At 46.9% G+C, this 12,727-nt stretch carries 13 protein-coding genes and 1 pseudogene; 8 read left to right on the top strand and 6 right to left on the bottom strand.

The window, feature by feature from the left end; all coding sequences use genetic code 11:
* Window positions 1-171 precede the first annotated feature (171 nt).
* Entirely contained in the window at window positions 172-864 is a 693-nt protein-coding gene (locus ACMYUL_RS11790; protein WP_415770717.1) for a VIT family protein, read from the top strand.
* A 192-nt stretch (window positions 865-1,056) separates the two neighbouring features.
* On the opposite strand, the gene ACMYUL_RS11785 is transcribed toward ACMYUL_RS11790, so the two are convergent.
* Complete coding sequence (locus tag ACMYUL_RS11785; protein WP_415770715.1) at window positions 1,057-1,575, bottom strand: LIC11966 family surface protein; 519 nt, start codon at window positions 1,573-1,575, stop codon at window positions 1,057-1,059.
* Between the two features lie 298 nt (window positions 1,576-1,873).
* Between ACMYUL_RS11785 and ACMYUL_RS11780 the strand changes: the two genes are divergently transcribed.
* The 5 genes from ACMYUL_RS11780 (at window position 1,874) to ACMYUL_RS11760 (ending at window position 7,557) form a co-directional block, all read left to right on the top strand.
* The gene (locus tag ACMYUL_RS11780) at window positions 1,874-2,203 is read left to right on the top strand and encodes a DUF6984 family protein (RefSeq protein ID WP_415770713.1); all 330 of its coding nucleotides are present in this window, start codon (window positions 1,874-1,876) and stop codon (window positions 2,201-2,203) included.
* A gap of 220 nt (window positions 2,204-2,423) precedes the next feature.
* The gene (gene mfd, locus ACMYUL_RS11775) at window positions 2,424-6,314 is read left to right on the top strand and encodes a transcription-repair coupling factor (RefSeq protein ID WP_415770711.1); all 3,891 of its coding nucleotides are present in this window, start codon (window positions 2,424-2,426) and stop codon (window positions 6,312-6,314) included.
* A 193-nt stretch (window positions 6,315-6,507) separates the two neighbouring features.
* Window positions 6,508-7,089, top strand: a complete 582-nt coding sequence (locus tag ACMYUL_RS11770; RefSeq protein WP_415770709.1) for a hypothetical protein — start codon at window positions 6,508-6,510, stop codon at window positions 7,087-7,089.
* A 21-nt stretch (window positions 7,090-7,110) separates the two neighbouring features.
* Window positions 7,111-7,353 (top strand): hypothetical protein, encoded by a 243-nt coding sequence (locus tag ACMYUL_RS11765; protein WP_415770707.1) that lies wholly within the window; start codon window positions 7,111-7,113, stop codon window positions 7,351-7,353.
* Window positions 7,354-7,413: 60 nt separating this feature from the next.
* Window positions 7,414-7,557, top strand: coding sequence for a hypothetical protein (locus ACMYUL_RS11760; RefSeq protein WP_415770705.1), 144 nt, complete (start codon window positions 7,414-7,416; stop codon window positions 7,555-7,557).
* Window positions 7,558-7,748: 191 nt separating this feature from the next.
* On the opposite strand, the gene ACMYUL_RS11755 is transcribed toward ACMYUL_RS11760, so the two are convergent.
* A complete protein-coding gene (locus ACMYUL_RS11755) occupies window positions 7,749-8,375 on the bottom strand; it encodes a hypothetical protein (protein WP_342031387.1) in 627 nt (208 codons plus the stop codon).
* 619 nt (window positions 8,376-8,994) lie between these two features.
* Here ACMYUL_RS11755 and ACMYUL_RS11750 point away from each other — a divergent pair.
* Window positions 8,995-9,636 (top strand): hypothetical protein, encoded by a 642-nt coding sequence (locus tag ACMYUL_RS11750; protein ID WP_415770702.1) that lies wholly within the window; start codon window positions 8,995-8,997, stop codon window positions 9,634-9,636.
* 255 nt (window positions 9,637-9,891) lie between these two features.
* Window positions 9,892-10,458, top strand: coding sequence for a hypothetical protein (locus ACMYUL_RS11745; protein ID WP_342031385.1), 567 nt, complete (start codon window positions 9,892-9,894; stop codon window positions 10,456-10,458).
* A gap of 111 nt (window positions 10,459-10,569) precedes the next feature.
* On the opposite strand, the pseudogene ACMYUL_RS11740 reads toward ACMYUL_RS11745, so the two are convergent.
* From ACMYUL_RS11740 to ilvN, 4 genes and pseudogenes are all read right to left on the bottom strand, one after another.
* A pseudogene (locus ACMYUL_RS11740) lies at window positions 10,570-10,686 on the bottom strand (IS5/IS1182 family transposase); the annotation flags it as partial.
* 96 nt (window positions 10,687-10,782) lie between these two features.
* The gene (ilvC, locus tag ACMYUL_RS11735) at window positions 10,783-11,796 is read right to left on the bottom strand and encodes a ketol-acid reductoisomerase (protein WP_003755457.1); all 1,014 of its coding nucleotides are present in this window, start codon (window positions 11,794-11,796) and stop codon (window positions 10,783-10,785) included.
* 73 nt (window positions 11,797-11,869) lie between these two features.
* Complete coding sequence (locus ACMYUL_RS11730) at window positions 11,870-12,163, bottom strand: putative quinol monooxygenase (protein ID WP_003674893.1); 294 nt, start codon at window positions 12,161-12,163, stop codon at window positions 11,870-11,872.
* A 62-nt stretch (window positions 12,164-12,225) separates the two neighbouring features.
* Window positions 12,226-12,717, bottom strand: coding sequence for an acetolactate synthase small subunit (ilvN, locus tag ACMYUL_RS11725; RefSeq protein WP_049230419.1), 492 nt, complete (start codon window positions 12,715-12,717; stop codon window positions 12,226-12,228).
* Window positions 12,718-12,727 lie beyond the last annotated feature (10 nt).

Below are 12,727 nucleotides of genomic sequence, written 5' to 3'. Positions count from 1 at the left end.
GGGCAGTTATTAGAGTTTAGAGCTAAATTTCTAGGATTTATACCACAAACCCGTTTAAGCGACAATGATTATCAAGTGTGGACAGATTTTCAGCGTGCAAACGCATGATTACGCCGCCCCGATAAACCGATACGGTGCTACCATAACGTAAAACACTATCGGAACACTGCCATGTACTCACAACACAGCGAACGCCATTTCAGCAACCGCAACAACTGGCTGCGCGCGAGCGTATTGGGCGCGAATGACGGACTGATTTCCACCGCCTCGCTACTGACGGGCGTCGCGGCCGCTGCACCCCATTTTCAAACCCTGCTGCTGACGGGCGTTTCCGCCCTTATCGGCGGCGCGGTTTCGATGGCGGCGGGAGAATACGTTTCCGTATCCAGCCAGTCGGACACGGAAAAAGCCGACTTGCACAAAGAACGCCACGAATTGGAAGCCAACCCCTCTGCCGAACTGGCAGAGCTGACCGAAATCTACCGCCGCCGCGGTTTGTCCGACGCGCTTGCCGCCGAAGTCGCACAAGCATTGATGGAACACGACGCTCTCTCCGCCCATGCACGTGACGAAATCGGCATCACCGAAACCTCCGCCGCCAAGCCCATGCAGGCCGCGCTTGCCTCCGCTGGTTCGTTCTGCGCCGGCGCCATACTGCCGCTGCTGGTCGCGCTGACCACACCCACCGCCCTTATCCCTACGCTGGCGGCAACCACTTTGTGCGGGCTGGCCGCGCTGGGTTACGCCTCAGCCAAACTCGGCGGCGCACCCGTCGCCCCCGCCGTATTGCGCGTGTGCCTGTGGGGCGTGGCGGCATTGGCGGTTACGGGCATGATCGGCAAACTGGCGGGCGTAGCGGTTTGAACGGAGGTCGTCTGAAAACTTGTAGTGAACCCGCCATACCGGTTTTCAGACGACCTCTTTGATCATTCGCGATTCACTACGTTTGTGCTGTTTGCTTGAACATTGCTGATAAAAAATCCTCTAAATTCTGTTGAAAAAATTTAGAGGATTTTTGGTTTTAAGATGGCGTTTTACAAAATTCGCCTACAAGGTTTATTCGTCTTCGAATTTTTCCAAAAACTCGTCGCTCACTTCATTGAACTTATCGGTACTGTCCAAGATTTTCTCGTTATTCTCGTCCAACTGTTCTTCGTCTTCCTCAGTGCCGTGTTTGCCGGAAGCGCGGATTTGGATCAGCTTTTTATAGCCGTCTTCCATCAAATCGCTAAAGAAACGCAGATGGGTTTTCAAAGCATTCAACAGGGATGCATCGCCTTTGTATGCGCCCAATTTATCGGCTTGCGCGATGTAATTGGGAATTGCGGCTATCCACTGCACGCGGACTTTTTCGGCTTGGGCGTAATCGCGTCTGTCCATTGCCTTGTTCATGTCTTCCATGTGGTAGAGCATAAAATTGGCAATACACATCAACTCATTGTTGTACTCTACTGCATTATCATAGCTGCCTTTGGCGTAATACACGCCCTCTTCCTCATTCCAGCCGCCGCGTTTTGACGAAGACGATGCGCCGCCAGTCGCGCCAAACAGTTTTTTAATGAATTCTAAGATCATAATTTTGCTGCCTTTCTCATAAGTAAAGTACACAGACGGGGAAAAGTATAACGCAAATCTGAAATGCCTGCTGCCAACACTTTTGCTGCGGCATACCCTTCCCCTCCGTTTTCAGACGACCTCGTTCCCAGAAATAGGAACGTTTTATACCTTATCACAAACCTTTGCAGGTCGTCTGAAAAAGCCGCCGCTGTCTTTGCCGGTTTGCATCCATTAGAATGACTTCCTACCGCCAAAGGTCGTCTGAAAACATCCCGACAAACCAGCCCTTCTTCGGTAGACACATGGAGTTGAACCATTGAACACACGCCCGCTGACAGCCGACGAAACCAATTTGCTGAATCTTCTTCTGTCCCACAAAAAACCTCAATATGCCGGATTGGAAACCCGCTTTTCCAACAGCGTAACCACGCTCGACGACGGCGGAATGGGCAGTTTTCTATTTTCCAACGATACAAACGAAACGCGCCCGCTACAAATTATTCCGATTGCCGAATACCTGTTTCACGACAAAGACGGCATTCCGGTTTTGGCAACCCTGTATTCTTACAGCGACGGTCAACTGCATGAACTGGATATTTGGAAAGCGGACTTCAGCCCGTTATTGGCTTATCCGGACAAACCTTAATATCCGCTCTATCCATTTCAAATCGCGGCATCTCCCTGCAATATCGGTTTTTATGGACAAACATTTTCAGACGACCCTCTGGCATAAAAAGGTCGTCTGAAAACCACCCAAACCATCCCGCTCCTTACATCCGCTTTTAATCTGCTAAAATCCCGCTTTTACAACCCATCTCGGCAGCCCGAAAAATTTTCCGGCTGCCACAAGCCATTGTTCCTACACCATGAACTACCCTATCCCCAAACCCCGTGAAAAATCCCGTTGGCTCAATCTTTCGCAAGGCTCGCTGCCGCTGGCTTTGGCGCGCTATCTGCCGCATAAGCGGCTCAAAGTCGTGCTGACCCAAGATGCGGAACAGGCGTTGCGCCTTCAGACGGCATGGCGGTTTTTCCGTCCGCACGATACGGCAGTGTTCCTGCCGGACTGGGAAACGCTGCCTTACGAGCGTTTTTCGCCGCATCAGGATTTGGTTTCGGAGCGGCTCTCGGCGTTGTGGCAGATTAAGAGCGGCGCGGCGGATGTGCTGTTCGTGCCGGTTGCCACGGCGATGCAGAAGCTGCCGCCCGTGCCGTTTCTGGCGGGGCGCACGTTTTGGCTGAAAACGGGGCAGACTTTGGATATAGGCCGTCTGAAAACCGATTTGGTGGATGCGGGCTACAACCATGTTTCCCATGTTGTCGCCGCGGGCGAATTTGCCGTACGCGGCGGCATTGTGGATTTGTTCCCGATGGGCAGCGAAATGCCCTACCGCATCGATTTGTTCGACGATGAAATCGACAGCATCAAAACCTTTGACACCGAGACGCAGCGCACCATCTCCCCCGTTTCCGAAATCCGCCTGCTGCCGGCGCACGAATTCCCCACCGACAGCGAGGCGCAAAAAATCTTCCGCAGCCGCTTCCGCGAGGAAGTCGATGGCAATCCGAACGATGCCGCCGTGTACAAAGCCGTCAGCAACGGCCACTTCGGCGCGGGCGTGGAATATTATCTGCCGCTGTTTTTTGAAAACGAACTGGAAACGCTGTTTGACTATATCGGCGAAGATGCGCTGTTTGTCTCTTTGGGCGATGTTCATGCCGAGGCAAACCGCTTTTGGAGCGACGTCAAATCGCGTTACGCCATGGCTCAGGGCGACGAAACCTATCCGCCTTTGCTTCCACAGTATTTGTATCTCTCTGCCGATGTATTCGCAGGTCGTCTGAAAAACTACGGACAAGTGCTGCCCGATGTTTCCGGCAAGGAACACACCCTGCCCGACCTTGCCGTCAACCGCCAGTCCGACGAGCCTTTGCAGGCATTGAAGGATTTTCAGACGACCTTTGAAGGACGGATTTTGCTGTGCGCCGAAAGCTTGGGACGGCGCGAAACCATGCTCGGCTTCTTGCAGCAAAACGGTTTGAAAGCCAAACCTGTATCCGACTGGCAGGGCTTTTTATCGGCGCACGAGCCGCTGATGATAACGGTTGCGCCGTTGGCATACGGGTTCAAACTGGGCGGGCTGCAATCTCCGAGCCAACAGCAACCCACTTCCGCCTCCGAGGGAGAAGGCAAAGCGGTTGCCGACCAAACCAAATTTTCCGCAGCCGCAACAAACCCTCTCCCTAGCCCTCTCCCGCAGGAGAGGGAACAAAGTGCCGCCGCCGTTTCAGACGACCTGAAAACCAAAAGCAGCCTGTACCCCATCGAAAATAGTCTGCACGGGCAAATCCGACAGCAACCTGCTCCCTCCCCCGTGGGGGAGGGTTGGGGAGAGGGCAAAGCGGTTGCCGACCAAACCGAATTTTCCGCAGTCGCAACAAACCCTCTCCCTAGCCCTCTCCCGCAGGAGAGGGAACAGAATGCAGCCGCCGTTTCAGACGACTTGAAAACCGAAAGCAGCCTTCACTCCGTCGAAAATACTCTGCACGGGCAAATCCAACAGCAACCTACCTCCTCCCCCGTGGGGGAGGGCTGGGGAGAGGGTAAAGCGGTTGTCGCTCAAAGTGCCATCGCCGTCATCACCGAATCTGAACTCTACCAATACGTCGCCCGTTCGCGCGTCCACAACCGCCGCAAGAAACACGCCGCCGTTTCAGACGGCCTGTTGCGTGACCTTGCCGAAATCAACATCGGCGACCCCGTCGTTCACGAGGAACACGGCATCGGGCGGTATATGGGCTTGGTAACGATGGATTTGGGCGGCGAAACCAACGAAATGATGTTGCTCGAATACGCGGGCGAAGCGCAGCTTTATGTACCTGTTTCGCAACTGCATTTAATCAGCCGCTACTCCGGTCAGGCGCATGAAAACGTCGCCCTGCACAAGCTCGGCAGCGGCGCGTGGAACAAGGCGAAACGCAAAGCCGCCGAAAAAGCGCGCGACACCGCCGCCGAGTTGCTCAACCTTTACGCCCAACGCGCCGCCCAATCGGGATACAAGTTTGAAATCAACGAGTTGGACTATCAGGCGTTTGCCGACGGCTTCGGCTACGAAGAAACTGAAGACCAGGCCGCCGCCATCGCCGCCGTGATTAAAGATTTGACGCAGGCGAAGCCGATGGACCGCCTTGTGTGCGGCGATGTCGGTTTCGGCAAAACGGAAGTCGCCCTGCGCGCCGCGTTTGTGGCGGTGATGGGCGGCAAACAGGTTGCCGTACTCGCCCCGACCACGCTTCTGGTCGAGCAGCACGCGCAAAATTTCGCCGACCGCTTCGCCGATTTCCCCGTGAAAGTCGCCAGCCTTTCGCGTTTCAACAACAGCAAAGCCACCAAAGCCGCGCTGGAAGGCATGGCGGACGGCACGGTCGACATCGTTATCGGCACGCACAAACTGGTTCAGGACGATATAAAATTCAAAAACTTAGGTTTAGTGATTATCGATGAAGAACACCGCTTCGGCGTGCGCCAGAAAGAGCAGCTCAAACGCCTGCGCGCCAATGTCGATATCCTCACCATGACCGCCACACCGATTCCGCGCACCCTCAGCATGGCGCTCGAAGGCCTGCGCGACTTCTCGCTGATTACCACCGCGCCCAGCCGCCGCCTTGCCGTCAAAACTTTTGTCAAACCCTTCAGCGAAGGCAGCGTGCGCGAAGCCGTGTTGCGCGAACTCAAACGCGGCGGGCAGGTATTTTTCCTGCACAATGAAGTGGATACCATCGAAAACATGCGCGAGCGGCTGGAAACCCTCCTGCCCGAAGCCCGCATCGGCGTGGCGCACGGACAACTGCGCGAGCGCGAGCTGGAACAAGTCATGCGCGACTTTTTGCAGCAACGATTCAACGTGTTGCTCTGTTCCACCATCATCGAAACCGGCATCGACATCCCCAACGCCAACACCATCATCATCAACCGCGCCGACAAATTCGGGCTGGCGCAACTGCACCAGCTTCGCGGGCGCGTCGGCCGCAGCCACCACCAAGCCTACGCCTACCTGCTCACGCCCGAATACATCACCAAAGACGCAGAAAAACGCCTCGACGCCATTGCGGCAGCAGACGAACTCGGCGCAGGTTTCACCCTCGCCATGCAGGATTTGGAAATCCGCGGCGCAGGCGAAATCCTCGGCGAAGGGCAATCCGGCGAAATGATACAGGTCGGCTTCACGCTCTACACCGAAATGCTCAAACAAGCCGTGCGCGACCTCAAAAAAGGCCGCCAGCCCGACCTCGACGCACCGTTGGGCATCACCACCGAAATCAAACTGCACAGCCCCGCCCTGCTGCCCGAAAGCTACTGCCCCGACATCCACGAACGGCTCGTCCTCTACAAACGCCTCGCCGTCTGCGAAACCGTGCAGCAAATCAACGCGATACACGAAGAACTCGTCGACCGCTTCGGCCTGCCCGAACAACCCGTCAAAACCCTTATCGAAAGCCACCACCTGCGGCTTGCTGCAAAGGAATTGGGCATAGACGCGATAGACGCCACCAGCGAAGCCGTTACCGTTACCTTCGGTAAACACCACCAAATCGACCCGACAGAAATCATCCTGCTGATTCAGACAGATAAAAAATATCGGCTGGCTGGAGCGGATAAGTTGAAGTTTACGGCTCAGATGGAGGATGTGGAGATAAGAATTAAGACGGTGAAAAGTGTGTTGAAGACTTTGAAAGAAAGAATGATAGCAAGGTAGAGGCTAGTGAAGAAAAGGTCGTCTGAAACGATTTTCAGACGACCCTATCTTGCACAACTGTTAGATACAAAATGACGGTTTCAGGGATCTGACCTACGATTATCGACGTAAAGTAAGTGAATGATTCAATAGCAAAATATGTAACTAACAGAGAATATACTATAAGAAAACAGTACAACCATAAGTTAATATTATGAATGCTTTGGAATATATCGACTCCCCTTTAGACTCAATATCAACTAACAATCCTTATGTAATAACTGAGGTAATCGAATTGACTGAGGAGAATCGAACAAAATTAATCCTGATAGATTATCTTCTAAATAATTTATTAAATTTAGATAATTACCCATATCTTTTAGGATATAACTTATATTTAAAAGCTAGTCTATCAGAAGATAAAAATAGAATTTCTCTTTTAGAACAAGCAAAAATTCCCCTTAAAAAGGCTACTTCTGATTCTGAAAATGCTATGTTTGCCAAAGCCTACCTAGCACATATTTATTATGACCTAAAGGAATTTAATCATTGCCTTGATATGATAGAGCAAATTCCAGATAATTACTTTTCAAAACTATCCAGTCATCAAAATTGGCGAGACTTAAAAATCCAAGAGTTAAAAATATGTTGCCTAATCAAATTAAAAATATTTTCTGATTTTGAATTTATTCTACATAGCTATTTGCTAAAAATTTCACGTTCAAGTGAACATGATATACCCATACCAATAGAACTTTCCAATGTAATGAAAAATATTAAACAATCAAAAAATTAATATCTTATAGAGGACGCTAATATGGGTAAATTCCATACCCCACTGGGCAACTTGACCCTTATTACTGAAGAAACAACAAACATATCTTTTCTTCAAGGTAAATTTGATGAAATGTATTTCTCTATTCAAGTCAGTCAACCATTTAATTTAGGGGAAATAGATTTTAACTTTATTCAAAACAAAATGAATAACTTTTCTCAGATCAAAGTAAAAACTGAACTATTCTTAAGAAATATTCTATATACCCAACCCAAACAACTTTGATTTAATCATTACAAAGATAAACTAGATGAAACTAAAGAATTGATTTCTTTTCCGGAGTTTATGTTTTATGAAAAAACAAAAGATTGGGATATTATATTTAGAGAAAGTCAGCTCCCCATTACCGAGCCATACGGCATTTTAATCAACTACCACGATAATGATGTTGTTGGATTTGAGGATATTTCAGATTCGAAAGAGTTATAAGAGTGTAGTACGCATGCAGGCTAATTATCAATTACAGACACCATATTAAACAAAGGTCGTCTGAAACGTTTTTCCGGCTTTCAGACGACCTTTTATCAAATGATGCGAAATATCACTTGTTGAACCTCGTGCGTGCCTCAGCCCCCACCTTCAGTTTTGGGCAGACTACGACTTGTATCGTTTGTTTATTTTTATAATTGCTGAAATTTCCAATAATCCCGTCCTTCAATTTTCCAATAACAAAATTCGTCCGGTATCAAATACCCAAAGTCCATTGCCTTAGAAAACCAACCATCATAGACATAATCTTCATGACATCTGTCCCAATCCATATGAAGGTAAACTTCCGTATCAAAATTAATATAAAACAACGGCAGTCTCGAAGAAATCTGATTGATTTTTAAGAAATCACTTTGTTGGCCAGAATCCGAGATAGGTTCATTGTACGACAACTTATTTTCGACAACGGAATATAACCTTACCGCTTCATCAGAAGTAAATCCCTGTAACATCAGTGCCATCAATTCATCTTTTTCCAGTACGACGACCGAATCTGATTGAAGATAGCTTTCGAAATTGTCCTTTGTTAACTGCCAGATACCATTACGGTAATTCTTATAATCATAATTATATTGTTCTTTGGTTATAATTCCTTCTCTTAGATAAATATCAAAAGATATTTTTGCGTTTAATTCAAAATTTTCCTTATAATCAATCAAATAATATATCTTTTTCTTATAGACAAAAATGGATATACACTGAATGTACTCAAAGATGTTATCCAATAATTCAGATTTAAATTTCTCAATCTTTTCCATATTTGCCAAATTCCTTGATAACTTTGTCTTTAGTTATTATATGTGTTTATTATATTTTATTGAACTGTATTAATAAGTTGCAATTCTTTTGAATAGCAAGCGTAGGTTGGGTTGGCAAACCCAACAAAAACCTGAATGTTGGGTCACGACCCAACCTACATCTGCTGATCCAACAGCTTGCTATAAACCATGAAACTTGGTTCCTTCGATTTTAAATCCTATCGAGTTAATGCTAAAAATGAATCTTAAAAAATATCTGATTACTTTACTCTTTATATTCTTTATACCGCAAAATACTATGGCTGATTCTTTTGAAATTTACAGATATTCGGGTAAAAAACTATTAATAGAAAAAGAATATTCCCAACCTCTATTTCTCTCCATGAAAGAAATAGAGGCTAAAGGATTAAATATCTCCGACTACAATATATCATGCAGCACTTACATTGATAAAACAGAAAACAAATATTATGTTTTACCTACTCTCCTCAAATATTAAATCCTCATCGCAGAGGGGGACATGGAATTATCGAGGTTCATATAAATGCCAAAACTCATGAAATCAAATCACATTTTTCAAGATAGCCCCCTGCATTAGACACAAGACAAGGCAAACTATATGAAAAATAACGATTCTATGAGTTTTGATGCTTATTTGGCATGTAAAGATTTATCATCTACTGAATTACTCAATATCCTGTTGAATTCTAATACTCAAACTCAATACGAAGCAGCTAGAAGATTGCAATTTTTCCGATATCGTGAAATCAAAGACATCGTTAAAAATGTTCTCTTAACAAGCCAGTATAGTCGGCATAGGGAACTTGCTGTTTTTATTCTCGGACAAATTCAAAATAAGCTTGATAAATCCGAACTTGAAGAGGTTTTATCTCTTTTAATTCATTTTATAAACAACGATAAAAGCATTAACGTAAAATCCTCAGCGATATCCTCTTTAGGGCATTTGTTTCACCATTATGATTTAGGAGAGGAAGAATTCTGCGCAATAGAAGAAAAAATTAAATTAATTTGGCAAATACATAGATATTCTATTGTTATTGCTACTGCGTTCAGCTCTGCATTTTTTCCCAAAAGGGATTATATTGAAGAATATCTAATAAAAAATTTAAATAGCAGACACCCCAAAGTTATCTCTTGGATTGTGTATGCATTAAAAGAAAAAAGCTATCACTCGAAATCGATTGAAACTTTGCTATTGAAGATTAGACCATTCTCGCATAGAATCATATATTTATATTGAAATAGCTGCCTACCTAATCTCAATCAACTGTGAACAAATTATTCCATATATTGAAGATATGGTATTAACACAAAACAAAATTGATGATGAAATTTATATAGCTCTTAAAAATAATTCATCAAAAAGTTTTTCAGACATAAGAAAAATAATGTTGGGAAAATTTCAATAAATTATTGGTATACCTTATAATATCCCATCTTTTATGCAGACAATTTTGTTTTATTCTTAAACTCTATTTAATAACAAGGATTTATAATGAAATCTCATTTTTTGATATTTTGCGCATTGCTTACATCTGTCAATATCGCCAAGGCTGATACGATGGAAACCATGCGTATGTACGATAAATCTTTGTCTAAGGTTTTGGTAGAAGCTGCCCGCGATGGCAGTTTTATTGACTTGGATAAAATCGGTCGCAGTATTGACATCCCCGAGTTGGCGCATGAAATCAATCGAACTGTTAACCATACGATAAAAAACGACAAGCAGTTCAACAGCACATACCATGTTAACCAACAACCCCATCAACAATACGGTATCCGCAGTATTTCGTTTGCTGAATGGTCGTCTGAAAAAGGCAAGATGAAGCAGCTTGAATTTGAACTTCACCATAATCGCTGTCCGTTACCACCTACAAACTATGAAGAGTTCGCAGGCAGCCCCAGCTTTATCGGCCATTTAGACGGTAAAGACATATCCATTCTTACGTTACCCGCTCCGGCAAAGGCAAAACTGCTTTTTATGAAAAAACGTAAAGACAACTGCACGGTCATGATTGTTCAAGAATTTATCATAGCCGATTTCGGACCTGAAATTCGTTAATAAAAAAGAACACTACAAACCACAGATAAAGCTTCGTCGCTATGTTCTGGTTTGAACTGAATCCACTATAACTTCCAACTCAAGCCAAAGGTCGTCTGAAATTCTCAATTCGTATAGTGGATTAAATTTAAACCAGTACGGCGTTGCCTCGCCTTGCCGTACTATTTGTACTGTCTGCAGCTTCGTCGCCTTGTCCTGATTTAAATTTAATCCACTATATTTCAGACGACCTTTCCTCTACCGGAATTTTTAATTTCTCAAAATCTCAACGTAACAAAAAACCTGCCCGAATCATCGGGCAGGTTTTCTTATGGCTGAATTGAATTAGTTTTTGTCCAAGTCAACCAGTTTGTTTTTGGCAATCCAAGGCATCATGGAACGCAGTTGCGCGCCGACTTTTTCGATTTGGTGGTCGGCAGTCAGGCGGCGGCGTGCGGTCATGCTGGCATAGTTGACGGCACCTTCTTGGATGAACATTTTGGCGTATTCGCCGGTTTGGATGCGTTTGAGGGCATTGCGCATGGCTTCGCGGGATTTGTCGTTGATGACTTCCACGCCGGTAACGTATTCGCCGTACTCCGCGTTGTTGGAAATGGAGTAGTTCATGTTGGCAATGCCGCCTTCGTAAATCAGGTCAACGATGAGCTTCATTTCATGCAGGCATTCGAAGTAGGCCATTTCGGGCGCGTAGCCTGCTTCGGTCAGGGTTTCGAAGCCGGTTTTGATCAGTTCGACCACACCGCCGCACAACACGGCTTGTTCGCCGAAGAGGTCGGTTTCGGTTTCTTCGCGGAAGTTGGTTTCAATCACGCCGCCTTTGGTGCCGCCGTTGGCTGCTGCGTAAGACAGGGCGATGTCGCGGGCTTTGCCGCTTTTATCTTGGTAAACGGCGATCAGGGAAGGTACGCCGCCGCCTTTCAAGAATTCGCTGCGTACGGTGTGGCCGGGACCTTTGGGAGCAACCATAATCACGTCCAAGTCGGCACGCGGTACGATTTGGTTGTAGTGTACGTTGAAGCCGTGTGCGAAAGCGAGTACCGCGCCTTGTTTCAGGTTAGGCTCGATTTCGTTTTTGTACACAACAGGCTGGTTTTCGTCGGGCAGCAGAATCATCACCACGTCTGCTTTTTTGGTGGCATCGGCTACGGACAATACTTCGAAGCCGGCCGCTTCTGCTTTTTTCCAAGAACCGCCTTGGCGCAGGCCGACTACTACGTTTACACCTGAATCTTTCAGGTTGGCCGCGTGGGCGTGGCCTTGCGAGCCGTAGCCGATGATGGCGACGGTTTTACCTTTGATCAGGGACAGGTCGGCGTCTTTATCGTAATAAACTTGCATTTGATTTCCTTTGGGTAAAATGGATTCCGGCTGTGTGTTGAGGATGCCGGACGGTTGGATTGAGGGTAAAGGGTTAAACGGAGAGTTCTTCCATCAAAACGATTTCGAGTGCGTCGGTTTTTCCGTCGATGGCTTTGACGAAGCCTTGGAAATGTTCGCTGGCGTTGTGTGCATCGATGGCCGCCTGAGATTTCCAATTTTCGACGAAGACGAAACGTTCGGGTTTGCCGATTTCCTGATGCAGATCGTAGCTGATGTTGCCTTCTTCCGCGCGGCTGGCTTTGACCAGGCTTTGGAACAAGGGTTTCAGCGTTTCCGTGTATTCGGGTTTGACGGTAACCAGCGCGACGATTTTAATGTTTGACATCAATCTCTCCTGCCGTTTCTGTTTTCAGACGACCTATCGGGTCGTCTGAAGACCTGACGGCGTTAAATTTTCAAAATACGCTCGCCGCGGCCGATACCGGCTGCGCCTGTGCGTACGGTTTCCAAAATCTGGGCGCGTCCGACGGTTTCGAGGAAGGAGTCGAGTTTGTCGGTCGAGCCTGTGATTTCGATGGTATAGCTGCGGTCGGTTACGTCGATGATGCTGCCACGGTAGATTTCGGTCAACCGTAAAAATTCGTCGCGGTCTTTACCGATGGCGCGGACTTTTACCAGCATCAATTCGCGTTCGACAAAACGGCTTTCGTTCAAATCGACCACTTTGACAACCTCAATCAATTTATTGAGTTGCTTGGTGATTTGTTCGATGACTTGCTCGTCGCCGTGGGTAACGATGGTCATGCGTGAAAGGGTTTTGTCTTCGGTCGGGGCTACTGCCAAAGAGTCGATGTTGTAGTCGCGAGCGGAGAAAAGACCGACCACGCGGCTCATCGCGCCTGATTCGTTTTCCATCAGAACAGATAAGATATGTCGCATTGTCGTTCTC

Origin of the sequence: Neisseria sp. CP9, assembly GCF_047758525.1 — a bacterium.
Lineage (GTDB): Bacteria > Pseudomonadota > Gammaproteobacteria > Burkholderiales > Neisseriaceae > Neisseria.
This window is presented reverse-complemented; position numbering and strand designations above follow the sequence as displayed.

Excerpts from the sequence above, each read along its gene's own strand:
- ACMYUL_RS11730 (WP_003674893.1), bottom strand. The coding sequence starts at position 12,163 with ATGTCAAACATTAAAATCGTCGCGCTGGTTACCGTCAAACCCGAATAC.
- ACMYUL_RS11765 (WP_415770707.1), top strand. The coding sequence starts at position 7,111 with ATGGGTAAATTCCATACCCCACTGGGCAACTTGACCCTTATTACTGAA.
- ACMYUL_RS11770 (WP_415770709.1), top strand. The coding sequence starts at position 6,508 with ATGAATGCTTTGGAATATATCGACTCCCCTTTAGACTCAATATCAACT.
- ACMYUL_RS11750 (WP_415770702.1), top strand. The coding sequence starts at position 8,995 with ATGAAAAATAACGATTCTATGAGTTTTGATGCTTATTTGGCATGTAAA.
- ACMYUL_RS11790 (WP_415770717.1), top strand. The coding sequence starts at position 172 with ATGTACTCACAACACAGCGAACGCCATTTCAGCAACCGCAACAACTGG.
- ilvN (WP_049230419.1), bottom strand. The coding sequence starts at position 12,717 with ATGCGACATATCTTATCTGTTCTGATGGAAAACGAATCAGGCGCGATG.
- ilvC (WP_003755457.1), bottom strand. The coding sequence starts at position 11,796 with ATGCAAGTTTATTACGATAAAGACGCCGACCTGTCCCTGATCAAAGGT.
- ACMYUL_RS11785 (WP_415770715.1), bottom strand. The coding sequence starts at position 1,575 with ATGATCTTAGAATTCATTAAAAAACTGTTTGGCGCGACTGGCGGCGCA.
- ACMYUL_RS11760 (WP_415770705.1), top strand. The coding sequence starts at position 7,414 with ATGTTTTATGAAAAAACAAAAGATTGGGATATTATATTTAGAGAAAGT.
- ACMYUL_RS11745 (WP_342031385.1), top strand. The coding sequence starts at position 9,892 with ATGAAATCTCATTTTTTGATATTTTGCGCATTGCTTACATCTGTCAAT.
- mfd (WP_415770711.1), top strand. The coding sequence starts at position 2,424 with ATGAACTACCCTATCCCCAAACCCCGTGAAAAATCCCGTTGGCTCAAT.
- ACMYUL_RS11755 (WP_342031387.1), bottom strand. The coding sequence starts at position 8,375 with ATGGAAAAGATTGAGAAATTTAAATCTGAATTATTGGATAACATCTTT.